This is a genomic window from Caballeronia jiangsuensis (genome assembly GCF_046030135.1).
Classification (GTDB): Bacteria; Pseudomonadota; Gammaproteobacteria; order Burkholderiales; family Burkholderiaceae; genus Caballeronia; species Caballeronia jiangsuensis.
The window spans coordinates 1-25,256 of record NZ_JAQQDB010000008.1 but is presented as its reverse complement, the minus strand read 5'-3'; the positions used below and the strand labels follow the sequence as shown (position 1 = coordinate 25,256).

At 62.9% G+C, this 25,256-nt stretch carries 20 protein-coding genes; 10 read left to right on the top strand and 10 right to left on the bottom strand.

Annotation, left to right across the window (positions count from 1 at the left end; all coding sequences use genetic code 11):
- Positions 1-29: 29 nt before the first annotated feature.
- The 5 genes from PQR08_RS10465 to PQR08_RS10445 all read right to left on the bottom strand — a co-directional run bounded on the left by PQR08_RS10465 (position 30) and on the right by PQR08_RS10445 (position 5,707).
- Positions 30-854 (bottom strand): IclR family transcriptional regulator, encoded by an 825-nt coding sequence (locus PQR08_RS10465; RefSeq protein WP_250486411.1) that lies wholly within the window; start codon positions 852-854, stop codon positions 30-32.
- Positions 855-863: 9 nt separating this feature from the next.
- Positions 864-1,877 carry a phosphate acetyltransferase gene (pta, locus tag PQR08_RS10460; protein ID WP_250486410.1) on the bottom strand — a complete coding sequence of 338 codons (1,014 nt, stop codon included), beginning with the start codon at positions 1,875-1,877 and terminating at the stop codon, positions 864-866.
- A gap of 63 nt (positions 1,878-1,940) precedes the next feature.
- Complete coding sequence (xsc, locus tag PQR08_RS10455) at positions 1,941-3,707, bottom strand: sulfoacetaldehyde acetyltransferase (RefSeq protein ID WP_051626776.1); 1,767 nt, start codon at positions 3,705-3,707, stop codon at positions 1,941-1,943.
- Positions 3,708-3,988: 281 nt separating this feature from the next.
- Entirely contained in the window at positions 3,989-4,837 is an 849-nt protein-coding gene (locus PQR08_RS10450; RefSeq protein WP_250486409.1) for an IclR family transcriptional regulator, read from the bottom strand.
- A gap of 114 nt (positions 4,838-4,951) precedes the next feature.
- Positions 4,952-5,707 carry an IclR family transcriptional regulator gene (locus PQR08_RS10445; RefSeq protein WP_187607137.1) on the bottom strand — a complete coding sequence of 252 codons (756 nt, stop codon included), beginning with the start codon at positions 5,705-5,707 and terminating at the stop codon, positions 4,952-4,954.
- A 153-nt stretch (positions 5,708-5,860) separates the two neighbouring features.
- On the opposite strand from PQR08_RS10445, the gene PQR08_RS10440 reads away from it, so the two are divergent.
- Positions 5,861-6,847 carry an AAA family ATPase gene (locus PQR08_RS10440; RefSeq protein WP_250486408.1) on the top strand — a complete coding sequence of 329 codons (987 nt, stop codon included), beginning with the start codon at positions 5,861-5,863 and terminating at the stop codon, positions 6,845-6,847.
- The gene (locus tag PQR08_RS10435) at positions 6,844-8,577 is read left to right on the top strand and encodes a cobaltochelatase CobT-related protein (RefSeq protein ID WP_250486407.1); all 1,734 of its coding nucleotides are present in this window, start codon (positions 6,844-6,846) and stop codon (positions 8,575-8,577) included. The genes PQR08_RS10440 and PQR08_RS10435 overlap by 4 nt, the downstream gene beginning before the upstream one ends.
- Here PQR08_RS10435 and PQR08_RS10430 read toward each other — a convergent pair.
- The 4 genes from PQR08_RS10430 to PQR08_RS10415 are packed head-to-tail and all read right to left on the bottom strand — an operon-like array spanning position 8,524 to position 12,739.
- Positions 8,524-9,468 (bottom strand): CobW family GTP-binding protein, encoded by a 945-nt coding sequence (locus PQR08_RS10430; protein ID WP_250486406.1) that lies wholly within the window; start codon positions 9,466-9,468, stop codon positions 8,524-8,526. The genes PQR08_RS10435 and PQR08_RS10430 overlap by 54 nt on opposite strands.
- Positions 9,465-11,117 carry an amidohydrolase gene (locus tag PQR08_RS10425; protein WP_408161277.1) on the bottom strand — a complete coding sequence of 551 codons (1,653 nt, stop codon included), beginning with the start codon at positions 11,115-11,117 and terminating at the stop codon, positions 9,465-9,467. Before PQR08_RS10425 ends, PQR08_RS10430 begins: the two co-directional genes overlap by 4 nt.
- Entirely contained in the window at positions 11,114-12,517 is a 1,404-nt protein-coding gene (locus PQR08_RS10420) for a sodium:solute symporter family protein (protein WP_187606988.1), read from the bottom strand. Before PQR08_RS10420 ends, PQR08_RS10425 begins: the two co-directional genes overlap by 4 nt.
- Before the next feature lie 12 nt (positions 12,518-12,529).
- A complete protein-coding gene (locus tag PQR08_RS10415; protein ID WP_035500245.1) occupies positions 12,530-12,739 on the bottom strand; it encodes a DUF3311 domain-containing protein in 210 nt (69 codons plus the stop codon).
- A 243-nt stretch (positions 12,740-12,982) separates the two neighbouring features.
- Here PQR08_RS10415 and PQR08_RS10410 point away from each other — a divergent pair, with 243 nt between their 5' ends.
- The 3 genes from PQR08_RS10410 to PQR08_RS10400 all read left to right on the top strand — a co-directional run bounded on the left by PQR08_RS10410 (position 12,983) and on the right by PQR08_RS10400 (position 16,394).
- Entirely contained in the window at positions 12,983-14,416 is a 1,434-nt protein-coding gene (locus tag PQR08_RS10410; protein ID WP_035500242.1) for an NAD(P)/FAD-dependent oxidoreductase, read from the top strand.
- Between the two features lie 40 nt (positions 14,417-14,456).
- A complete protein-coding gene (locus PQR08_RS10405; protein ID WP_035500240.1) occupies positions 14,457-14,846 on the top strand; it encodes a nuclear transport factor 2 family protein in 390 nt (129 codons plus the stop codon).
- Positions 14,847-14,954: 108 nt separating this feature from the next.
- The gene (locus PQR08_RS10400; protein WP_035500237.1) at positions 14,955-16,394 is read left to right on the top strand and encodes an amino acid permease; all 1,440 of its coding nucleotides are present in this window, start codon (positions 14,955-14,957) and stop codon (positions 16,392-16,394) included.
- 43 nt (positions 16,395-16,437) lie between these two features.
- On the opposite strand, the gene PQR08_RS10395 is transcribed toward PQR08_RS10400, so the two are convergent.
- Positions 16,438-17,199, bottom strand: coding sequence for an IclR family transcriptional regulator (locus PQR08_RS10395; RefSeq protein ID WP_035500235.1), 762 nt, complete (start codon positions 17,197-17,199; stop codon positions 16,438-16,440).
- Between the two features lie 211 nt (positions 17,200-17,410).
- Between PQR08_RS10395 and sauS the strand changes: the two genes are divergently transcribed.
- The 5 genes from sauS to PQR08_RS10370 all read left to right on the top strand — a co-directional run.
- A complete protein-coding gene (sauS, locus tag PQR08_RS10390; RefSeq protein WP_250486404.1) occupies positions 17,411-18,874 on the top strand; it encodes an acylating sulfoacetaldehyde dehydrogenase in 1,464 nt (487 codons plus the stop codon).
- Positions 18,871-20,505 (top strand): AMP-binding protein, encoded by a 1,635-nt coding sequence (locus PQR08_RS10385; protein WP_250486403.1) that lies wholly within the window; start codon positions 18,871-18,873, stop codon positions 20,503-20,505. Before sauS ends, PQR08_RS10385 begins: the two co-directional genes overlap by 4 nt.
- A gap of 61 nt (positions 20,506-20,566) precedes the next feature.
- Positions 20,567-21,907 carry an MFS transporter gene (locus PQR08_RS10380; protein ID WP_035500232.1) on the top strand — a complete coding sequence of 447 codons (1,341 nt, stop codon included), beginning with the start codon at positions 20,567-20,569 and terminating at the stop codon, positions 21,905-21,907.
- Positions 21,908-22,659: 752 nt separating this feature from the next.
- Entirely contained in the window at positions 22,660-24,588 is a 1,929-nt protein-coding gene (gene tssF, locus PQR08_RS10375; protein WP_250486402.1) for a type VI secretion system baseplate subunit TssF, read from the top strand.
- The coding region (locus PQR08_RS10370; RefSeq protein WP_408161276.1) for a contractile injection system protein, VgrG/Pvc8 family at positions 24,552-25,256 on the top strand (705 nt) is incomplete at its 3' end. The genes tssF and PQR08_RS10370, both read left to right, overlap by 37 nt.

Sequence of the window (25,256 nt, the reverse complement as noted above, 5' to 3'; positions counted from 1 at the left end):
GCCATCCGAAATATCGATGCTGCGGCGCGTCAGAAGGTCGCCGTGAGATCGGCGGCGGCTTCCTGAAGACGCGGCACGAAGGTCAGCGCGCGCGACAAGGCCATGCGCGACACCGGACCATGCACGGCGATGGCCGCGATGCATTTGCCGCGCGAATCGAACACCGGCACGGCGACGCACGCGATGCCCAGCACGAACTCCTCGTTATCGACGGCGATGCCCTTGTGCGCGATGCGATCCAGTTCCGCTTCGAGCAGGTTCGGATCGTCGAGGGTATTGGGCGTGAAGCGTTCGAGCCGCATCGCGCGGATGAGCGCGGCGCGTTCGTCGCGCGGCATCGTCGAAAGAAGCAGTTTGCCGCTCGCGCTGCAATGCGCGGGCACGTGCGAGCCGGGCTTGAGTTCGAGCCGCAGCGCCCACGGCGATTCGCAGCGGTCGAGATAGAGCACCTGCGTGTCGTGCAGCGTGCTCAGATTGCAGGTCTCGCCGAGATCGGCGACGAGACGCTCCAGAATCGCGTGGCGCTGACGCCTGGCGCCGCTGTGCATCATCACGTCGACGCCGAGCCGTTCGAGGCGCGGGCCGATCACGTACGCATTCTTTTGTCCCGGCTCACGCGCGACGAAGCCGCCCGCTTCGAGCGATTGCAACATGCGATGCAGCGAGGCCTTCGGCTGCCCGATGATGTTCGCGAGTTCCGCGAGCGACAGCGCGCCCTTCGCCGCGACGAGATGTTCGAGCACGCTGAACGCGCGCAGCGTAGGCGTGTCCGTGCGCGCGGCGTGGTCGATGAGCGCCGCGCTTTCCGTCGATTCAGGTTGAACGAAGGCTTCGGTATCGGCTCGCGTATCCATGATGCGCACTCACGCCGTCTGATGCCGCGCGGCCTGCGCCTGCACGCAGGTCACGGCGATCACGTGATAGATATCGTCGGCGCTGCAGCCGCGCGACAGATCGTTGGCGGGTTTGGCAAGCCCTTGCAGCAAGGGCCCGATGGCCTTCGCTCCGCCGATGCGTTCCGCGAGCTTGTAGCCGATGTTGCCCGCTTCGAGACTCGGGAAGATCAGCGTATTCGCGTGGCCTTCGATCTGCGAGTGATGCACCTTGCGCATCGCGATCTCCGCGACGATCGCGGCATCGAGCTGCACGTCGCCGTCGATGGCGAGGCCGGGGCGCGCTTCCTTCACGCGCCGCGTCGCATCGATAACCTTGTCGACGGCTGCATGGTGTGCGCTGCCGCTCGTCGAGAACGAGAGCATCGCGACGCGCGCATCTTCCATCAGGAGGCTGCGCGCGCTGTCGGCGGCGGCCAGCGCGATTTCGGCGAGTTGCTCCGCATTCGGCTCGACGACGAGCGCGCAATCGGAAAAGATGAGGCCGCCTTTCATCGTATGGAAAGGCTCGCACAGCATCATGAGAAAGAAACTCGAAACAAGCTTGAACGAAGGCCGCACGCCGATGATCTGTATCGCGTTGCGCACGACGTCCGCCGTCGTGTTGACCGCGCCGGACACGGAGCCGTCCGCCTCGCCCGTGCGCACCATCAGGTTCGCGAAGCAGAGCGGATCGAGCACGGCGGCGCGCGCCTGATCGGGCGTCATGCCTTTCTTCTCGCGCAGCGCGAAGAGTTCTTGTGCAAAGCGTTCGGTATGTGATGAATGAGAAGGATCGATCACGTCGATGCCTTCGAGATCGATGCCCGCGCCATCCGCGACCTGAAACGCACGCGCTCGCGCGCCCACGAGCACGATGCGCGCGATGCCTTCCTTGTGCGCGCGTTCCGCCGCCTGAAGCACGCGCGTGTCTTCGGCTTCGGAGAGAACGATGCGCATCGGCAGGTCGCGAGCCTGATCGATGATGCGATGCATGGCTTTCATGTCGGGCTCACTGTCATGGGTAAGAAAACGCCGCTCCGGGCGCGGAGCGGCGTGGCGCAGGACTTAGACGTAGTCCTTGTACTTGTCGAGCGTGCGCACCGGCTTGGAGAGCGCGTCGCGGCGGAACGGATCGCCGAGTTCGCGCGTGCACATGATCTCGATGATCGTCGTCTTGCCGTGATTCATCTGCAGATCGATGGCCTTCTTCAGCGCCGGGCCGACATCCTCCAGCTTGTCGACGACGATGCCTTCCGCGCCCATCGCCTTCGCGATCTCGGCGAAGCTCTGGTTGTCGAGCTCGCCCGCAACGAAGCGGCGATTGTAGAAGTCCACCTGATTCTTCTTCTCCGCGCCCCACTGACGGTTATGGAACACGACAGCCGTCACCGGAATGTTATGGCGCACGCAGGTCATGGTTTCCATCAGGCTCATGCCCCAGGCGCCATCGCCTGCATACGAGACGGCCGGACGATGCGGGGCCGCAACCTTCGCGCCGATGATCGTCGGGAACGCATAGCCGCAATTGCCCCAGCTCATCGCCGCGAAGAAGCTGCGCGGCTTGTTGAAGCGCAGATAGCTGTTGGCGACCGAGTTGATGTTGCCGATATCGGTCGACACCATCACGTCTTCCGGCATAGCCTTTTCGAGTTCGCGCAACACCTGACGCGGATGCAGATACTGGCCGCCGCTGAAGGGCTTCTCGTTCTTCTGCTCTTCGATCATGTCGAGGCTGTACGGATCGCGCTCGTGCGTCCAATCGTCGAGTTCTTTCTCCCATGCGGCCTTTTCCGTGGCGATGGTCTTCGCGCGGGCGTCCTTCGTCGCATCGCAATCGAGCTTGCGATCCGCGAGCCGTTGCGTGAGCGCGATGGCCGTGGCTTTCGCATCGCCGCAAATACCGACGGAAATCTTCTTCACGAGGCCGAGCATCTTGTGGTCCGCGTCGATCTGGATGACCTTCGCTTCCTTCGGCCAGTAGTCGAGGCCGTGCTGCGGCAACGTGCCGAACGGTCCGAGCCGCGAGCCGAGTGCGATCACGACATCGGCCTGAGAGAGCAGCTTCATCGCGGCCTTCGAGCCTTGGTAACCGAGCGGGCCGCACCACAGCGGATGATTCGCCGGGAACGAGTCGTTGTGCAGATAGCTGTTGACCACCGGCGCGCCGAGACGCTCGGCAAGCGCCTTGCATTCCTCGATGGCATCGGACATCACCACGCCGCCGCCCGAGATGATGACGGGGAACTTCGCTTCGGCGAGCAGATCGGCGGCTTCGTTCAGGCTCTGATCGCCGCCGGGGCCGCGATCGAGACGCTGCGGCTTCGGAATCTCGACCTTGACCTGGCCGTAGAAGTAGTCGCGCGGAATGTTGAGTTGCGTCGGGCCCATCTCCGACATCGCGCGGTCGAAGCAGCGTGCCGTGAACTCGGCCATGCGCGCCGGGTGCGTCACGTGGCCCTGATACTTCGTGAATTCCTGGAACATCGGCAATTGCTTCGCTTCCTGGAAGCCGCCGAGACCGATGCCCATCGTGCCAGCTTCCGGCGTGACGATCACGACCGGGCTGTGCGCCCAGTACGCCGCCGCGATTGCCGTCACGCAATTGCTGATGCCCGGGCCGTTCTGACCGATCACGACGCCGTGACGGCCCGACACGCGCGAATAGCCGTCGGCCATGTGGCCCGCGCCCTGTTCATGCACGACCGGGATCAGGCGGATGCCGGCGGGCGCGAAGATGTCCATCGCGTCCATGAAGGCCGAACCCATGATGCCGAACATCTCGGTCACGCCGTTGGCGGCGAGCGTTTCGACGAATGCTTCGGAAGGGGTCATCGACTGCGGACCGGCGGGCGCCGCGCTGGTGGCGGCGAGAGTGGTCTGGGAAGGACGGGCTTGGTCGTGCTCGCTCATGAGTGTCTCCGGGTGAAATAAATCGGAACGTTTGGTTCCGGAATATGTATCGTGAAGACATCGTAGGACGAGCCGATTTCGGCGTCAACCAGTTTTTCAATTAAATGGAATGTTTTGTCTCTAAAAAATTCGGAATTTTTAGCGATGATGAGCGGGAGGCGCCGCCGGGGCCCGCGCGGCGGGCGTCTCGGCGGGAGAGTGGACTAGCGCGCTGCGGGGCGCTGGCGCGCCATGAGCGTCAGTCCATCGGAGGAATCGATGAGCGTTGCGAGCTTCACGGCGGTCTCGCGCAACTGCGGAACCGCCTGGAGCAGGTCGTTGAGATTGGCGCGGGCGGTCGGGGCGTGCGCGGCGAGGCACGCGAGCACGCGTCCGGTCGCGGCATCGGTGATGGGCACCGCGACGGCCACCATCCCCAGCACGAACTCCTCGTTGTCGATGCCGATGCCACGCGCGGCGAGCCGGTCGAGCTCGGCTTCGAGCAGCGTGCGATCGGTCAGCGTGCGATGCGTTTTCTTCGTGAGGGTGAGGCGACCGAGGATCTGGCGACGCTCGGCGAGCGGCATCTGCGAGAGAAACAGCTTGCCGCTCGCGGTGCAATGCAGCGGCACCCGCATGCCGGCCTGCATATGCAGGCGCAGCGGTTCGGCCGTCTCGACGCGCTCGATATAGAGGACCGTATCGCCATCGAGCGCGGTGAGATTGCAGCTTTCGCCGATGACGTCGACGAGCGAGCGCAGGATCGAACGGCAGGCGCGCGTGAACGAGTTGTTGGCGAGCGTGGCGAGCGCGAGTTGGGCGGCGCGGGGTCCGAGCGCGATACCACGGTCGGTGCCGCGCGAGTCGGGCATATGCGTGACATAGCCCTGCGCTTCGAGCGAATCGATCAGTCGCAGCAAGGTCGCCTTGGGAATGCGCACGCGCGCCGCGAGTTGCGACAGCGTGTAAGCGTGACCGGCCGCAGCCAGTTGTTCGAGCACGGCGAGCGGACGGAGCGTGCGCGATTCATCGCCGGCATGCTCGGCAGAATCGAGATGTGTGACGTTGCGCATGGGCCGGAAACGGAACGTTTGGTTTCGAATTACGGCTACTTTACGCGCGTGTCCCGTCGCCGCGCCACAATTTTCGGAATGCCGGGTTGCGTTTTTATTTCTTGGAGAGCCTGTTCAGCCGAACGTCTTGCCCAGCTCCGCGGCGGCTTCCTTGAGACGAGGGACCATTTCCAGCGCCCGCGAGAGCGGCGTGCGCGACACCGGCGCGTGAACCGCGATCGCCGCGATGCATGTGCCGCCCGCATCGGCGATGGGCGCCGCCGCGCACACGATGCCCTGCACGAACTCCTCGTTGTCGATCGCGACGCCCTTCTTCGCGATGCGGTCGAGTTCCGCTTCGAGCATCTCCGTGTCGGTGATCGTGTTGGCGGTGTAGCGCTCCAACTTCATTGCGCGCACGAGCGCATTGCGTTCGTCGCGCGGCTGAAGCGCGAGCAGCAGCTTGCCGCTCGCGCTGCACCAGACGGGCACGTGCGAACCGGGCTTCAGATCGAGCCGCAGCGGCCACGGCGCTTCCACGCGGTCGAGATAGAGCACTTCGTTCTCGTGCAGCATCGTGAGATTGCAGGTTTCGCCGAGATCGGAGACGAGCCGCGTGAGGATCGCGTGCCGCAGCCGTCGCGCGCCCGCGTGCGTCATCACATTGAGGCCGAGTTGCGCGAGGCGCGGGCCGACCACATAAGCGTTCTTGTCGCCGGGCTCGCGAATCACGAGTCCGCCCGCTTCCAGCGACGCGAGCATGCGGTGCAGCGAAGGCTTCGGCATACCCATGTCGTCGGCCATGTCCGTCAGCGACACGGGGCTGCCCGCCTGAACCAGGTATTCCAGCAACGCGAAGGCGCGCAGCGTGGGCGTGTCGGGCTTGTCCATCGGCATGGTTTCCATGTGAATTCGTTCGACATTATTTTAAATGAGGTGCCGATCGGCGCCGTATAGGCCGTTTGGATAAAAATAAACGAAATGAATTGTTCCGAAAAAAGATAGTTGATATGCTGGAGCCTCTGTCACGGGAGACGAAGCCTCATGATGCGCGACACATGGTTGGACGAGCCGGACCGGAAAGTGTCCGTGCGCACGCTTTTCGGCATCGATACGGACTTGCAAGTGCCGGCGTTCAGCACGCGCGATCCGCACGTTCCGGAAATCGACGAGGCGTATCGCTTCAATCCCGAGGTCACGCTGGCGATTCTCGCAGGCTTCGCGTGCAACCGGCGCGTGATGGTGCAGGGTCTGCACGGCACCGGAAAATCGACGCATATCGAGCAGGTGGCGGCGCGGCTCAACTGGCCGTGCATGCGCGTGAATCTGGATGGCCACGTGAGCCGGCTCGATCTCGTCGGCAAGGATGCAATCGTCGTACGTGATGACGTGCAGGTCACCGAGTTTCAGGAAGGTATCGTGCCGTGGGCGCTGCAACGGCCGGTGGCCCTCGTGTTCGATGAATACGACGCCGGCCGCCCCGATGTGATGTTCGTGATTCAGCGCATTCTGGAACGCGACGGCAGTTTCACGCTGCTCGACCAGAATCGCGTGATTCAGCCGCATCGATTTTTTCGCCTGTTCGCGACGACCAATACGATCGGCCTCGGCAATCTGAACGGCATGTATCACGGCACGCAGATGTTGAATCACGCGCAGATCGATCGCTGGAACGTGGTCGCAACGTTGAACTACCTTTCGCGCGAAGAAGAGGCGCGCATCGTGCTCGCGCGCGTGCCGCATCTGGATGACGACGCGGGCCGGGCGCTCGTCGATTCGATGGTGAGCATGGCCGGACTCACGCGGCGCGGCTTCGCGGCGGGCGATCTGTCGACGTTGATGTCGCCGCGCACTGTCATCAACTGGGCCGAGAACTGCGAGGTTTTTCACGACGTGAAGCTGGCGCTGCGTCTCACGTTCCTGAACAAGTGCGACGAAGCGGAACGGCCCATCGTCGCGGAATATTTTCAGCGCGCGTTCGGCGATGAGCTGAACACGCTATCGCAGTGGCACGACGAGTCGGCGAAATGAACGGGCCGCGTGAACTCGCGCGACGCGATGCGTTATGCGCGGCCACCGTGCGCGCTTTGACGGGCGATGAAGCGCTGCACTATCGCGGCGGCAAGCTGTACCGTCACTTGCGGCCGGTGCCGTTGCATGCGCCGCATTTGCGCGGCGAACGCAGGGACGATGAAGGCCTGGATTCGACACGCGGCGCCGCCGATGCGTCCGCGTTGCGCATCGCGTATTCGGACGCCGCGCTGCATCGGGACATGACGCCTGATGAGCCGGTCGAACGCATGGTCTTCGACATGCTGGAGCAGTTGCGTTGCGAAGCGTGCGTGCCTGCGGGCATGGAAGGCGTGAGGCGCAATGTGCGGCATCGTTTCGACGCCTGGTCGCACGCGTGTCATGAGACGGGTTTGCTCGACAGCGATATCGGCCTGTTGATCTACACCGTCGCGCAGATGGCCGAATCGCGTTTGTCCGGGCGCGCCGTGTTCGAAGCGACCGAGGGCATCATCGAAGCCACGCGTGCGGCGCTCGCGCCATCGCTCGGACATGCGCTTGCGGGCATGCGGCGGCATCGCGCGGATCAACGCGCTTATGCGGTTCATGCGCTCGCCATCGCGCGGAACATTGGCGAAATGATTCGCGACGTGCAGCACGCGTTCGTCGAAAGCAACCCTTCATCCGACGATGACAAGCAAGAGGCCGCGCGCACGATGCTCGGCGCGTGGTTCGACATCGACGATGAAGAAGGCAGCATCGAACGGCTCGCGCTTGCCGCGAGTGGCGATAGCAGCGCGCGTGAAGCGTCGGGCGAGCACTATCGCGTGTTCAGCACGCGCTATGACAAGACCATTCGCCCGGCGACGCTGATTCGCGCCGCGTTGCTGCGTGAATATCGCGAACGTCTCGACGATCTGATCGCCGCGCGGCATATCAACGTGCCGCGTCTCGCGCGCATGTTGCAGACGGCGCTCACCGTGCCGCGTCGCGACGGGTGGTCGTTCGGCGAAGAAGAAGGGCGTATCGACGGGCGTCGGCTCGCGCAAGTGGTGGCATCGCCGAATGAGCGGCGCGTCTTCAGACGCGAGCGCGAACGTCCGCACGCGGATTGCGCGGTGAGTTTTCTGATCGATTGCTCGGGCTCGATGAAGGCGAGCATCGAGCCTGTCGCCGTGATGATCGACGTGCTCGTGCGCGCGCTCGGCATGGCGGGCGTTTCGACCGAAGTGCTCGGCTTCACGACCGGCGCATGGAACGGCGGCCGCGCGAAGCTCGACTGGCTCGCGAAGGGCAGGCCGAAGTATCCGGGCCGGCTCAACGAAGCGTGCAACATGATCTTCAAGGAAGGCGATGCGAGCTGGCGTGCTGCACGCGGCGACATCGCGGCGCTGTTCAAAGCCGATCTCTTTCGCGAGGGCATCGACGGCGAAGCGGTGGAATGGGCGTGTTCGCGGCTCGTCGCGCGTGGCGAAGCGCGGCGCATCGTCGTCGTGATATCGGATGGCAGCCCGATGGACAGCGCAACCGCGCAGGCCAACGATCCGAACTATCTCGATCAGCATTTGCGGGAAGTCGTCGCGCAGCACGAAGATGCGCGCACAGTTGAAGTGCTCGGGCTTGGCGTCGGGCTCGATCTCAGCCCGTATTATCGGCATCACTTCGCGGTCGATCTGTCCGTGCCGCCGGATATGACCTTATTCGCGAAGCTCGCTGCATGGCTCGGTGCGCGGCGCAGACACAGCACTTAGCGCGCGATGAATGTCGTCGGATGCGAAGAGACCGATAAACACGATACGAGTCTCTTCGACATCAGCGCATCGCGTGATGTGCCAGCGCTTGCCGACGACATGAATCTCCGCACAGGTGCCATCCTGAAGCCGCACAAAGCCTTTAGCGCGCAAGAGCCGATCGCTGAACGACGCGCATGCGGCCTTGAGTTGCCGGCGGTCAAAGCGCTCATCCGAGCGAAACGTGACGCTGCGCAGATCGGCGGGAAGATAATGCGATAACGTGAATGCACGCGGTGCGATGCGTTCGCGCAATGATGGTTCATCGCTGAAGAAAAGCGTATTCGGCACCTTGCCGCGATCGGCTTCGAACAGGATGCGCGTATGCGCGATCTCCATCAAGCGCGCACGCACGGCGCATAGATCATCGGCGGAAGTCAGATCGGTCTTCGTCAGCACAATGGAACTCGCGCCTTCGATCTGCCGCCGCGCGATATCGCCGATATACGCATCGGCGAGCGTCTCTTCGATGCGCTCCGCATCCACCGCAACCACGATGCCCTGAAGCCGGAACGCGCGATCGAGCATGCCCACCTGCGCGATGCGCACCGGGTCCGACACGCCGCTCGCTTCGATCACGAGCAGATCGGGCCGCAACTCACGCGCGCTGATATCGATCAGCGTCTCCATCAGCTTGCCGCCGATCGAGCAGCACACGCAGCCGTTCTCCAGCCCGATCACATCGTCGCTACGCTCGCGGATCAGCGCCGCATCGATATTGACTGAACCGAAATCGTTGACGAGCACGGTGATGCGCCTGCCATCGGTGTTGGTCAGCAGCGCGTTGATCATCGTGGTCTTGCCCGCGCCGAGATAGCCGCCGATGACGGCAAGAGGAATCGGCGTCATCATGCAGGCGCCTGATGTGCGCGGCCGCCGAGAATGGTGCCCCACACGCGCAGTTGGCCGAGGCGCTCCGACGGCACCTCGCTCGGGTCTTCATCGAGCACGGCGAAATCCGCGAACTTGCCGATCTCGATGCTGCCGATGACGTCGTCCATGCCGATCGTGAAGGCAGCACCGAGCGTGATCGCGCGCAGCGCATCGGCGACGCTCAGCCGCTCCGCTTCGCCCAGCACGCGCCCGGATGCGGTCTGACGTTGCACGGCGCACCACGCGGTGAAAAGCGGATTGAGCTGCGTGATCGGCGCATCCGAATGCAGACCGAACGTGATGCCGAGTTCGCTTGCCGTGCCTGCGGCGTCCATGCGGTTTGCGCGGTCGGCGCCCATCGTCTGCGTGTAGTGCGCGTCGCCCCAATAGTAGATGTGATTCGAGAAGAAGTTCACGCAAATGCCGAGCCGTGCGGCGCGTTCGAGTTGTCGTCGGTCGGCCATCTGACAATGCTGCAACGTGTGCCGATGATCCGATCGCGGATGCCGGTTCAGGATCGTTTCGATTGCATCCAGCACGAGTTCGGTGGCTTCATCGCCATTCGTGTGGATGTGCAGTTGCAGCCCTGCCAGATGGAACGGCAGGAACGTTTCGACGAACTGCTCCGGCGGAATCAGCCATAAGCCGTTGGGCCGTCCGTTCACGTATCCCGGCCAGCGCAGGCGTGCGGTAAAGCCCTGGATCGAGCCATCGACGATGAATTTCACCGGCCCGAAACGCAGCTTGTCCGAGTTGAGCTTCACGGCTTCCAGCACGCGATCGGGTCCGCCTTCGGGATTGCGTTGCGGCCCGAATGCGGGCACGAGACGAATCGGAAAGCGCGTGTCGCGCGTGACTTCGACGAGATTGCGCATGCCCTTGTCGGACAGATCGTTGAGCAGGTCGGTGGCCGTCGTCACGCCGGCGAGTTGCGCGACCTTGCCGAAAGCGCGGATCGCGTCGGGGTTGTCGCTGGCCGACAGCGACAGCTTCGCACCGATCACGCGATACACCGGGAACATCGCCGCGAACTCCTGCAATTCGCCCGTGAGCTGGCCGCTCTCGTCTTTCACGATGCCATCGACGTCGGTGTCTTCATCAATGCCGGCGAGTTCGAGCATCGGCGAATTCACGTTCATCAGATGCACGCTCGCATGCAGGATCGCGATGGGACGCGTCGCCGATACGCGTTCGAGCTGCGTCACCGTCAGACGCTCACTGCCGAAGAAGATCGGATCGAAGCCCCATGCGAGCAGCGGCGCATCGGCATCATCGAGTTGACGCTCGGCTTCCCGCAATCGCGCGATCACCGCATCGAGCGATTGCAGGCCGGGCCAGCGCGTGCCATCGGGTCCGCGCCGCTCGTAATAGCCGACATAGACCGCGCTCCACATCGCGCCTTCCATCAGATGCGAATGGCCTTCTACGAGACCGGGCATCAGCACCTTGTCGCTGAAGCTCGTGTCCGGTTCTGCGTCGATCCATTGGCGCATGTCGTCGCGCGTGCCGACCGAGAGGATCTTGCCGTCGCGGATCGCCACGTGCGTCGCGACGGGCTGACGCGGATTCATCGTCAAAATCTTGCGTGCCACAAGCACTTTTACTGCGTTGTCGTCGGTTCGATTCATGAGTCGTTCGAGTGGATCAGGTCAGCGTGAACATGCTTGCGTCCCGCGCTCGGATTGGCGAGAAACACGACGAGCACATTCACCGCGAGACAGATGAGGCCGATATTGATTCCGGCGATATCGACATGGAACACATACAGGACGACCGCAAGCAACTGGCCCACGAGCAGCCCCGATGCGATCGCGCGTGCACCCACGCGCAGCCCGAGCACGATCGCGATCACGCCGGGGAAATACTGCGTGACGCCGTAGTACGTCATGTTGATGAGCGTGAGCATGAGGTTCGGCGTCGCGAGCGTCATGCCGATGGAAAGCAGCAGATAAACGCCGATCACCACTTTGGCGCTGGCCTTCTGACGTGTCTCCGGCATGTTCGGCAACAGATTGCGCGTGACCACAGGCCCGATCGCGAGACAGATGCCCGCGAGCACGAGCAGACCCGAAAGCGACGCGCCCGCCGCGACCAGGCCCACGAGCCACGGTGGCAACAGATGCACGACAGCGGTGAAGAACGCCTCGTTGGGCGAGGCGAGCGGCACGTTCTGCGCGATTGCGTAGTACGACGCGACCACGAGGAACGGGTACATCAGCATGTAGAGCGGCATCACCACTTGCGAGCGGCGAATCGTGTTCGCGCTTTTCGCGGTGAAGAAGTTCTGGATCGCAAACGGCATCACGTAGAAGCCGAGCGACTGGAACAGCATCGTGCTCATCGAGAACGTGAGTTGATGCGCGGACATCGCGTTCGATACGTGCTGGCTCGCGGCCCTGAACACCGGTTCGACGCCCGCCTCCCACGCAACCGCAATGCCTGTGATGACGATCGCCGCGACCATCAGGATGTCCTTCAGAATGGCGATATACGCCGATGCCCGCACGCCTGCGATCGCGATATACGCGAACGCGAGCAGCGCGGAGATCATGATGAGGAGCACCGGATTCAGGTTCCAGCCGAGACCCTTGAGCGCGGCGACGAGTCCGGTGAACTGCAACTGGCCCCACGGCAGCAGAAAGATCAGCGCGGAAATCGCGACGATCAGTTCGAGCGCGCGGCTTCCGAAATGCCCCTTGAACAGATCGGGCAGCGTGATCGCGTTATAGCGCTTGCCCGCTTCCCAGATTTTCGGGCCGACGAAATAGCCGATCGGATAGGCAAGCAGGATATAGCCGAGAAACCAGACGCCATACGTCGGGCCCTTCGCATAGATGCCGCCTGGAAAGCCGACCATCGTGCCGATGCTGTAGATCTCGCCCGCCGCGAGAAAGAACACGAGCCACGCGCCGAACTGACGCGACGCGACAAAGAAGTCGTGCACGCTTTGCGAGCCGCGCCCCTTGCCCGCACGCAGCGCGAGCCACAACGACAGCGCGATGAAGCCCAGAAATACCGTGGAAGCCATGCCGATGTCTCCTTATGCGCCGTGCGCTTCGCGCTGTTCCGTTTTTTTGTCGAACAAAACCCAGCAAAGCTGGAGACACACCGACGTCAGCACGAACCAGCCGAAAATCCATGCATAAATAAACGGAACGCCGAGCACGTAGAAATCGTTCGACGCAGCCCACGGCAACAAGCCGATGACCCCGACAAACGGCAAACCGATTCCGATCAGGAACTTGAGCATGGACCACTCCGTATGATCATTGGCCCGCGCGAGGCATTCCATGCGCGAGAGAAAGAGGATTCGGCCCAGTATGACCAGACAAAAATGGCCGGTCGTAGTACCAGAAAGGACCAATCGCTGGGGCCAGCGCCGCGAGCATCGGCCCAGGTGGAGAGCGTCCTGGCACTAACGATGATTCCGGCGTGGCTCTAAGCGGGGCGTGAAGTTCGGTGCAGTATGAGGGTACTTTCCAAGGAGTTATCGGTGGCTACTCTCGATTACGTTGCGCCGGCCCTTCGAGGCGCGTGCGCCCCATACGATCCGCTCTACGACCCGCTGGTTTCGCCCATCGGCCGCCAGGCGATGGACTATGCGCCGACCTACTGGGTCGCGACCGCCGGCGAGCCGCCCGAAGACGACGGACCTTTGCCCGGCGACGCCGACGTCGATGTGCTGATCGTCGGCGCGGGATTCACCGGCCTTTCCACAGCGCTCTTTCTGGCGCGGGAGCATGGCATCCGCGCTACCGTCGTCGATGCCAACCGCACCGCGTGGGGCTGCACGAGCCGCAACGGCGGGCAGGGGCAGAACGCGAGCGGCCGTCTCTACCGCTCGCAATGGATCGAGCGATGGGGCAAGCAGACGGCGCTCAAGCTCGACGCGGAAATCCGCGAAGGCTTCGATACCTTCAAGAAGCTGATCGGCGAATTCGCGTGCGATCCGCAGCCGGGCGGGCATCTGTATATCGCGCATCGGGCGCGAAAAATGGATTTTCTGACGAATGAATGCAAGGTGATGCGCGATGTCTTCGGCTACGACGCGCGCATGCTGAGCGCGAAGGAAGTCGCGCAATCGTATGTCGATGACCGCGAAAATTGTGGTGCGCTGCACGAACCCGATGGCATCGGCGTGCATCCGCTCAAGCTCGCTTTCGGTTATATGCGCATGGCGCGCTCGCTCGGCGTGAAGGTGCATACGAGCACGCCCGTGGTCGATGTAGAGACGATTCGCGGCGTGCATCACGTGCGCACGCCGCGCGGCGTGATTCGCGCAAAGGCGGTTGCGTTCGCGACCGGCGGCTATACGCGCAACGACATGCATCGCACGCTGTCCGCGAAAATCATGCCGATTCTTTCGAACTCGCTCGTCACGCGGCCGCTCACGCAGGAAGAAATCGCATCGACCAACTTCCGCACGCATGAGGTCATCACCGATACGCGCACGCTGCGCTTTTACTATCGCTTGCTGCCGGACAATCGCGTGCAGATCGGCAGCCGCAGCGCGATCACGGGAGCGGATGCCGCGAACCCGCGGCACATGGACGTGCTCATCGAAGGCCTGCATCGCAAATTCCCTTCGTTGAAGGGCATTCGCATCGATTATTCGTGGTGGGGCTGGGTCGATGTGAGTCACGACATGATGCCGCGCGTCGCGCAGCCCGATCCGCAGGAAAGCATCTTTTATGCGGTCGGATACGGCGGCAACGGCGTGTCGTTTTCCGCGCATGCGGGGCGGCGCATGGCCGAGCGCGTCGCGGGCAAATGGCAGCACAGCCGCGACGATCTGCCGATCTACGACTCCGCGCTCGAATATCCGAACGTGATGGGCATGGTGCGATGGAAAGGTTTCGCGCCGTTCCGCCGCGTCGGTCAACGATTCCTCTATCACAAGTATCTGGCGCAGGACGAGAAGTGCTGAGTCCCGCCGAACCCTTTCGCAACGCACTGAAAATATCGACATGAGCACTCAAACGAATCAGGATTACATTCGGCTGCTGGAGACATTCAACGATGCGTGGAATCGCCACGACATCGATGCATTGATGAACTGCATGGCTGAAGAATGCGTCTTTCACGGCGTGGCCGGACCCGATGCGCTCGGCCGCACCTTCAAGGGCCGCGACGAGGTCCGCAAGGGCTTCGCGCTCGCGTGGGAAACCTTCCCCGACGCATCGTGGAAAGAGGGCGAGCATTTCGTGAGCGGCGAGCGCGGCGTATCGGAATCGACGTTTCGCGGCACGAAAGCGGACGGCTCGCGCGTCGAGGCCCGCATGGTGGATGTCTTCACCTTCAGCGACGGCAGGATCGCCGTGAAGAACGCGTATCGCAAGGACCGCCCGGCGCTTTGAAGAAAGAGGGAGACCGGCATCGCATGACTGAATGAATGAATGACTCGACTCGCTGGCAATGAACCGGCGAGCGAGCCTCGAATCGATACAAGCAAAGCAGGAGACGACATGCAATCGAACACGGATCAAGGCGATCTCAAGTGTGGCCTCAAGCAGCGCCACATGACGATGATCGCGCTGGGCGGCGTCATAGGCGCCGGACTTTTCGTCGGTAGCGGTGTGGTGATCCAGCAGGCCGGGCCCGCCGCGATTCTCTCCTTTCTCATCACGGGCGGCCTCGTGGTTCTCGTCATGCGCATGCTCGGCGAGATGGCCTGCGCGATGCCCACCGTCGGCTCGTTCTATGAATATGCGCGCCTCGCCTTCAGGACGCAGCGCGGCCCGGGCCGTCTCGCCGGCTTTCTGACGGGCTGGATGTACTGGTACTTCTGGGTCATTGTGATCGCGCTGGAAGCGGTCGCGGGCGCGAAGCTCGTGCAGTTCTGGATACCCGATGTGCCTGCGTGGATCATCAGCCTCGTGCTGCTCGTCGTGCTCACGCTGACCAACCTCATTTCAGTGGGCAGTTACGGCGAGTTCGAGTTCTGGTTCTCGTCGATCAAGGTCGGCGCGATCATCGTGTTCCTGTTCCTCGGCGGCTTGTACGTATGCGGTTTCTGGCCCGCCGCGATGCACACGACCGACGTCGCCACGACCTTCCTCGGTCACGGCGGGTTCATGCCCAAGGGCATCGGACCTGTGATGACGGGCGCGGTCGCCGCGACAGGCTTCTATTTCGGCGCGGAGATCGTCACGATCGCGGCAGCCGAAGCGAAGGAGCCCGCGAAGGCCGTTGCGAAGGCGACCAATTCGGTCATCACACGCGTGCTCGTGTTCTATGTCGGATCGGTGGCGCTCGTCGTCGCGCTGGTGCCGTGGAATTCGCATCAGATGGCGACGCCCTACGTGAGCGCGCTCGAAGTAATGGGCATGCCCGCCGCGGCCAATGTGATGAACGCGATCGTCCTCACCGCCGTATTGTCCGCGCTCAACTCGGGCCTGTATGCCGCGTCGCGGATGCTGTTCGCGTTGACACGTCACGGCGATGCGCCGCTCGGCCTCGCGAAGGTCAACAAGCGCGGCGTGCCGGTGCGCGCGATCCTGCTCGGCACGGTGTTCGGCTACGTGTCGGTGGTGATGTCGTATATCTCGCCGGATACGGTGTTCGCGTTTCTCGTCAATTCGTATGGCACGGTGGCGATCTTCGTGTACCTGCTGATCGCGTTCTCGCAACTTCGTCTGCGTGCCCGCATGACGAGCTTCGAAGCGAACGACCTGCGCGTGCGCATGTGGGGATTTCCCTATCTCACATGGCTTGCGATCTTCGGGATGACCGCGATTCTCGTCGCGATGGCCTTCATCCCCGATCAGCGCAAGCCGTTGTGGCTGGGCGTCGCGAGCCTCGGCATTCTGATCGTCGCGTATATGGTGTTCAAGCGCGGCCGCAAGGAAACCGAGATCGAAGACGATGCGCATTCGACGCGGCATCTGCAAACCGTCGAACGATAAGCACTGAAACGGCGGCCGGTTTGCTGCATTGCAAACCGGCTTTTTATTCCCTGAATGTCTTGGCGGTTTCTTCGGCGGCGCGGCGCAGATCGGGCTCGAAGGCGAGCAGTTGATCGAGCGCGACGCGTCCCACAGGCGCCTGAATCGCGATCGCGGCGCACGCGCGATTGCGATCGAGCATCACCGGCACCGCAATCGCAACGAGTCCCTGCAAATGCTCCTGATTGTTGATGGCGAGCATGCGGCGGCGCGTCAATGCGAGTTCGCGCCGCAACGCATCGCGATCGGTGATCGTCCGCTCCGAATACGAGCGTAGCGGCAGGCGCTCGATCATGCGCTCGCGCCGTTCCTTCGGCAGAAAACTCAGCAGCAGCTTGCCGCTTGCCGAGCAATGCAGCGGCACATGCGAGCCTGGCTGCAAGTGCATCCGCAACGGCCAGCCGGTTTCAACGCGATCGACATAGACGACGTCGTTACCCGCGAGCATCGTCAGATTGCAGGTTTCACCGACGCGTGCGACGAGCTGTTCCAGGAGCGCATGACGCGCCGCAGCGGGACCCGCATGCATCAGCACGTTGATGGCGAGCGTGCGCACGCGCGCCGAGCATTCGTAGAGCTTGTCGCTCGCGCCGCGCGTCACGAGCCATGCGTCCATCAGTTGCACGAGGATGCGATGCACGGTCTGCTTGGGCAGGCCCAACGCATCGACGAGCTCGGTCATCGAGAGCGGGCGATTCGCTTCGGCGAGCGTTTCGAGCACGCGGAACGCGCGCACGGCGGCGGCATTCGATTGATTCGACGTCACGTTGCCTTGTCTCCATCTGCGTGGTTTGCGTTTCTATTTCATTGTGCGTCGAAAACACCGGTTTTCGGGACTCGTGAAAGTCCCGAAAAGTTGATTTTTCGATGCTCGCGATTTCGCTGCATGCGTTAGTCCAGAAAACGGGACCGCGCGACGAACGCGGCTGACTAGATTGGAAAGCATCGCCAATCTTCCAACAGCCGAGGTTTATCGCATGAATCACATGGCAAGCGGCGCAACGCTCGCGCGTCCCAGCGAGAACGCGCATAACACACAGGAACCCGATGTGGAGCGTGCCGTCGGCGCGCTCGTGGCGCGAGCGCGCGACGCGCAACGACGCTTCGAGCAGGCGGGACAGGAGACCCTCGACATCGCCGCCGCGGCTGCCGCGTGGGCGATCATGGAACCGCAGCGCAACCGGCTGCTGGCCGAGCAGGCCGTGCGCGACACGGGCCTCGGCAACGCCGACGACAAGTTCCGCAAGAACCATCGCAAGACGCTCGGGCTGCTGCGCGATCTACACGGTGTCGCGACGACCGGCGTGATCGCGCGCGATGAGGAACTCGGCATCGTCGAGATCGCGCGTGCGGTCGGCGTGGTGGCGGCGATCACGCCATCGACGAATCCGGCGGCGACGCCCGCGAACAAGATCATCAACGCGCTCAAGTGCGGCAACGCGGTTATCGTCGCGCCCTCGCCGAAGGGCTATTCGTCGTGCGCGACGCTCATCGGCTTCATTCATGCGGAGTTCGCGAAGGCCGGTCTCGATCCCGATCTCGTGCAGATGTTGCCGCATCCGATCGGCAAGGCAGCGACCGCCGCGCTGATGCGCCTCGCCGATCTCGTCGTCGCGACCGGCTCGCAGGCCAACGTGCGCATGGCTTATACGAGCGGCACGCCGGCTTTCGGCGTGGGCGCGGGCAATGTCGCATCGATCGTCACGGCGAACGCGAATCCCGATGATGCGGCGCGCAAGATCGCCGTGTCCAAGACGTTCGACAACGCGACGAGCTGTTCGTCGGAGAACAGTGTCGTGATCGAGGAGGCCATTTACGCGCGCATGCTCGATGCGCTGACGAAGCAGGGCGGCGTGCTGCTCGACGCCGCGCAGAAGGCGCAATTGCAGGCGGCGATGTGGCACGACGGCAAGCTCTCGGCGCGTTGCACCGCGCGTTCTGCGACCGCGATCGCGCGCGAAGCGGGCCTCGACGATATCGCCGCGCGCGAGCCGAAGTTCCTGATGGTCGAAGAGACCGGCTACGGAGCGGACCATCCGTTCTCAGGCGAGAAGCTCTCGCCCGTGCTGACGGTCTATCGTGCGCGGGACATCGGCGCGGCGATCGATATCGTTCGCGGCATCTACGGCTACATGGGCGCGGGCCATTCGGTCGGCGTGCACGGCGCGGACGATGCGCTCGCAATCACGCTCGGCACGCAATTGCCGGTAGCGCGCGTGATCGTCGATCAGGCGCATTGCCTCGCGACCGGCGGCAACTTCGACAACGGCCTGCCGTTCTCGCTCTCGATGGGTTGCGGCACATGGGGCGGCAATAATTTCTCGTCGAATCTCGGCTATCGGCAATACCTGAACGTCACGCGCGTCGCGTACCAGATAGCGGAGCGCGTGCCGGAAGTCGACGCGCTTCTCGGCGATTACTTCCGGAGGGTCGGACGATGAGCGCGCTGCCGGATCGAATCGTTGCGTCTGATCGGATGCCGCTCGATGCGCCGACGTTACGCGCGTTGATCGACGCACGCGCGCAAAGCGCACTCGACAAGCCATTCCTGCTTTCCACCGCGCACGACGACGTGCTGACGTTCGGCGCATTGCGCGAGGACTGCATCGCACTCGAAGCACGTTTCAAGGCGGCGGGCCTGCTTCCGGGCGATGTGGTGTCCGTCTTCATGGGCAACGGCATACAGACCGCGCGCCTGCTGCTCGCGGCCATGTACAGCGGGCTTGTCGCCAATCCGCTGAATCTGCTGTGCCAGCCTTCGCAGGTGAGCTATATCGTCGAGCATTCGGATACGCGCGTGATCTTCGTCGCGGACGATACGCACGACACGATCGTCCAGGCGATCGATGCGTTGCGCAGCGAAGGCACGGATCGCGAGATCGCCGTGGTGCGCACATCGCCAGCGTCGACGCAGTTGCCGGACATACCCGCGCTTTCATCGCGCGCGATTCCGCTGGTGCGCGACGAAACGCCTGGCACACAGATCGTCGCGAGCGACGCGGGCACAACGAATCCCGGCGATACCGCGCTGCTCATGTATACGTCGGGCACCACGGGCGCGCCCAAGGGCGTGCTGCTGAGTCATCGGAGCCTGCTCGCGAACATGCGCAATATCAGCGCGGAGCATCGCCTTACCGACGATGATCGCGTGCTCGTGTCGCTGCCGCTGTATCACATCAACGGCCTCGTCGTCGCGCTGCTGACGCCGCTCTGGCACGGCGGCTCGGCGGTGCTGACGCCGCGCTTTTCCGCGCGCACGTTCTGGAGCGAAGCATCGGATTCCGGATGCACGTGGATCAACGTGGTGCCGACTATCGTCGCGTATCTGTTGAATGCCGAAGGCGAGCAAGACTGCGATATCTCCGCGCTGAAGTTCTGCCGCAGCGCATCGGCGGCGCTGCCGGCCGATCATCATCGCGCATTCGAGGAGCGCTTTGGCATCGGCGTCATCGAAACGATGGGCATGACAGAAACCGCCGCGCCAATGTTCAGTAATCCGTATGATGAAACGATGAGAAGGCTCGGCAGCATTGGTCTGCCATCGGGCGGCGAAGCGAAGATCGTCGATCTCGACGGGCGCGAATGCGCGTCCAATGAAACCGGCGAACTCGTGCTGCGCGGCGAGCAACTGATGAGCGGCTATTACAAGCGCCCGGAAGAGACGCGCAACGCGTTCACCACGGACGGCTGGTTGCGCACCGGCGATCTCGGCTATCGCGACGAGGCGGGCTTCTTCTATATCAACGGGCGCGCGAAGGAACTGATCATCAAGGGCGGCGAGAACATCGCGCCGCGCGAGATCGACGAAGCGCTGCTGCGTCATCCCGGCGTGCTCGAAGCGGCCGCGGTCGGTGTGCCCGATGCGGCGTATGGGCAGGACATCGTCGCGTATATCGTGCCGAGCGGCGGCGCCGCTTCGCTCGATGTCGCGGAACTGCGCGCGTACTGCCTGCGCGAACTGGGCCGCTACAAGACACCGCGTGAATTCCGCTTTACCGATGCATTGCCGCGTGGTCCGTCGGGCAAGGTGCAGCGCCTGAAGCTCGTTGAGAGTCCGCAGCCTGCAAGATAAGCCGACGCGAATTAATTCGCATGACTTGACATTCCACATCAGATGGACTGAAGGAGACAACGTGAACAAGCAACGTCAGCGCGTGAAGACGCGCCATATCATTCTCGGCGTGATGTGCCTGATGTACTTCATCTCTTACATCGACCGGGTGAATATCGCCGTGGCGGGACCGTTGATCCGGCAGGAGATGGGTCTGACGTCCGTGCAACTCGGGCTCGTGTTCTCCGCGTTCGCCTATCCGTATGCGGTGATGCAGATCGTCGGCGGATGGCTCGCCGATCGATTCGGGCCGAAGCTCGTCTTGACCGTGCTCTCGCTGATCTGGGGCGCGGCGACGCTCGCGACGGGCTTCGCGGGCAGCATCGGCATGCTGGTGCTGTTGCGTCTCGCGCTGGGCATCGGCGAGGGCGGCGCGTTCCCGACCGCGACGCGCGCATTCACGTTCTGGATGCCGGTGCACGAGCGCGGTTTCGCGCAAGGCATCACGCATAGCTTCGCGCGGCTCGGCGGCGCGGTGACGCCGCCGCTCGTGCTCGCGGTGGTCGCGGCGAGCGGCTGGCGCGAGGCGTTCATTCTGCTCGGTATCGCGAGTCTCGCGTGGACGGTGCTGTATCTCTTCGTCTTCACCAATTCGCCCGATGAAAACCGCCGTGTGACGCCCGAGGAGACCGCTGAAATCGGCTATCGCGCGGGTGAATGCGCGCGTGCGAGAAAGAACCCGACGCCGTGGCGCAAGCTGATTCATCGCATGTGGCTCGTGACGCTGGTGGACTTCTGCTACGGCTGGCTGTTGTGGGTGTATCTGACGTGGCTGCCTTCGTATCTGAAGGAATCGCGCGGCTTCGATCTGAAGCAGCTCGCGCTCTTCACCGCGTTGCCGCTGCTCGCGGGCGTGATCGGCGATACGCTCGGCGGCGTGCTGTCGGACCGCATCTTCAAGATGACGGGACGGCTGCGTCTCGCGCGTTGCAGCATTCTGGTCGTCGGCATGGGCGGTTCGCTCGCGTTCCTCATCCCGATGGTCAATGCGCCGAGCCCGATCGCGGCGGTGTGGTTCCTGACCGGGTCTTTCTTCTTCCTGGAGATCACGAATCCCGTGTTGTGGACCTTGCCGCTCGATATCGCGGGCAAGTATGCAGGCACGGCGGGCGGCATGATGAACACGGGCTTCGGCCTCGCGGGGATGGCGTCGCCGGTTGCGTTCGGGTATCTGATACAAGAGACGGGCAGCTATAACGTGCCGTTCACGATTTCGGCGGGGTTGCTCGCGGTCGGCGCGTTCGCGGCGCTTTTCATCGATACGAGCAAGACTGTTGAGGCCGATGAGGCGCGGGAGGCGCAGAGTCGCGGTGAGATGGGTGTGCCGGCGTTTGCGGGAGGGGCGGGGCAGTGGCATGAGTAGGTGGGCTGGGCGGTGGGGAGATAAGCTTTTCCCCCCGCTATCGTGAGACACTCAAAAAAATCCCGCAGCGTCGATGACTTGCGGGATTTTCGGTTTGGCGACCTACAACCCGATACGCACGCCTCAGGACTGTCTCCGTTTGCCGGCTTCGCCGAGCGTGTCGGGCGATTTACGGCGTCCGCATTGACTCGATAGTTGCACGTTCGCGGGGCTGCATCCATTGCAACAGGCGATCCGATCACGTGTGGGCGGGTCTCACCAAGGTCATCGCCGCGAGCACGCAGACGCCGCTCATGGTTCGGAGACGCTTGTCGCTCACCAAATCGCATAACGCGCTCGGTTATGAATTGGCTCATGCGCGCGTACACACTCGCGTCGCTGCTCACATTCGACGCGCGCATCGTCGTGCATATCGAGGGCGCACATGACTCCGCGAGCGATGTCGGCCGACATGGCGATGGGCATTCATCTTCCCGACCGACCGCTGGCGCTGCGCAAGCCCGGTGAACGTTTCCACGCAAACCGTGACCAAAGTCGACAACGTAAGCGATACAGCCTGTGGTCGAATCGATTCTAGGAAGATTCCCATATCTGTATTGGGGTCGGACTGATAGTTTTTGAGATCTAGGAATTTTCGGGCGACTTAGGAATGCATAGCAAGCGTCGAGATCTCACGCTTTCAGTACGGGTATCCAAGGCCACGGCGTCTGCCGGTACGTGGCATCTCGCCCGCCTTGCCTGACGTGAGTCGCATGGACCCGCGCCTGCTCGACGCTTACCTCAGCGAACTGCGCTTCAACCAAGCGCTGGCCGAGGAGTTTGCTCGCGATCATCCCAAGATCGCGGCGCGCCTGGGCATGATCGCGGGAAGCATCGGCGATCCCTACGTCAATCGTCTGCTCGAATCGTCCGCCTTCGTCAACGCGCGCATGCAATTGCGTTTCGATGACGAATTCACGCTATTTACACAAGCGCTGCTGTCGTCGGCATACCCGGGTTATCTGTCTTCCACGCCTTCGATCGCCATCGCGAGGCTTTATCCGGGAGGCAAGGCGGGCGGCTTCGCGACAGGCTATAGGCTCGAACGCGGCACCGAGTTGAGTTCCCTGAATCTGCCCAGTGGTGAAACGACAGCGTGCACATTTCGTACGACGCAGGATGTCTCGTTTTATCCGGTCGTCATGCACGATGGACGCCTCACCCATGTCCCGCCCGATCTGCTGGGGCAGAGCCGTTATGTGCCGCCCGATCGGCAGGTACGCGGTGCTTTGCGGCTGCGCTTGCGCACAATCGAGGGCGTACCGTTCTCGGCGCTGCGCGGGCTGGATCGACTGCAGGTCTATCTGGCCGGGGATGAGCGCATCGCCTCGCATCTGCATGAACTGATTCATACCGGCGCGGTGGTATCGGTGATCGGCGAGCCGGGGCGCTTCAGCGAGGCCAGCTATACGCCGCACATCGTGAAAGCGGGCGCGGTCGTCCAGGACGGGCTCGGGCCAGATCAGGCCGTGTTGCCGCTGGTGGCGCGCAAGTTCCTGGGACATAACCTCGTGCAGGAATACTTCGCCTGTCCAGCCAGATTCTATTTTTTCACGCTGACGGGGCTCGAAGCCGGACTCGCGCGCATTGAGGGGGACGAGGCCGAGGTCATCGTGCTGCTGGACCGCGCCACGAGTGAACTGGCGCCGCACGTGGATGCCTCGACGTTCGCCTTGTTCTGCGTTCCTGTGGTGAATCTGTTCAAGGTCCGCACCGCGCCCGCGAAGCTGAAACAGGGTGACGGCCAAGTGCGGCTCGTGCCAGTCGAGAACAAGCCGCTGGATTACGAAGTTCATTCGGTGGAACTGGCCATTGGTCAGGCTGATATCGAAGAGGACTCGGAGGAACTGCCCTTCTATCCGCTTCATGATGCGCAGTTGCGCGACGAAGCAGGGCATGGACGCTATTTCACGGTGCGCCGCGAGCAGCACCTCAGCACGGCAAAGGGGCGTTCCTACGATACGCGCGCGCCGTACATCAGCACTGATTCGTACCTGTCGCTGGTCGGCCGTGATGGACTGCCTTACGCGCCGGATGCATCCAGCCATAACGGCGAGGATGGCCGGATCAACTATCTCTCTCTCGATGCGTGGCTGACCAACCGGGATCTTCCGGGCCGCCTGGCGTGCAACGGCATAAACGATCTGAGTCTGCCGGAATCGGCGCCGTTCTCCAGCGTGGGGTTGGTGCGTGTTCCCAGTCGATCGATGCCGCCGCTCGCCGCGGGGCGCAAGGCGTGGCAGATGTATGCCCAGTTGAACATCGAATATGCGCACTTCGACGATCCCTACGACGAGCCGAATCCGGGCGAGGGCTTGCGCAGCTTGCTGCGGCTTTACGCGCCCGAGGATCGGGCAGCCCTCGCGCGTCAAGTCGAAAGCCTGACGGCTGCCACGCTTACGCCGGTCAATTGCGTGATGGCAGGCAGCGTGCCGCCCGTGGTACGCGCGCTCGAATGTGCGCTCACCTTCGACGAAGACGGCTTCGACGGCGTGAGTCCTTATGCGCTGGGGCTGGTACTGGAGCATTACCTGGCCCGGCATGTGTCCGGCCACTCGTACACCAGGACGCTGCTGCAGTCGACCCAGCGTGGCCGGATCGCCGAATGGCCGCCTCGAGCGGGCGCGCGTGGAGCGATTTGACGCGACGGCTCAAATCCTTCCGCCCACATCGTGAATTCAAACAAAAAATCAGGAAGAAGAATCAGATGTTCAATCCGCTGCAAAGCCGCACACTGAACGTGGCGTGCAAGGCGCTGCCCACCTGGGGCGGCGCGGATGTGCTGATCGCGCAGCGCGTGAGCGGCGTCGAGGCGCTCGGCAAACTCTTCAAATACACGGTGGAGTTTGCCACGCTGGACAGTCCCACGTTTCGCATCTACAAGGCGCGTGAGCTGATCAAGCCCGATGAATTGATCGGCAAAACGATCGAAATTTCGATTGAATTCGAGGGCAAGGGCGCCTTCATTCCAGGACTGCCTGGCAATCTGGGAGCGGGCAATGTCGGTGCGGGCGTGCGCACCATCAACGGCATCATCACCGAAGTCCGGCAGACCGGCAGCGATGAGCGGCGCGCGTATTACCAGTTCACGGTGAGACCTTGGCTCTGGCTTGCTTCGAAGAATCGAGATAGCCGGGTGTTCCAGGATATGAATGTCCTGCAAGTCACCGAGGCGGTGCTCAAGAGCGGAAATTACAAGTTCCCGTGGCAGATGCGCCTGGCGGCGGTCTCGCTGAACAACAACGTCTTTCCGCCGCGCGACTTCATCCGGCAGTTCTGGCAGAGCGACTTTGAATTTCTGAGCCAGATC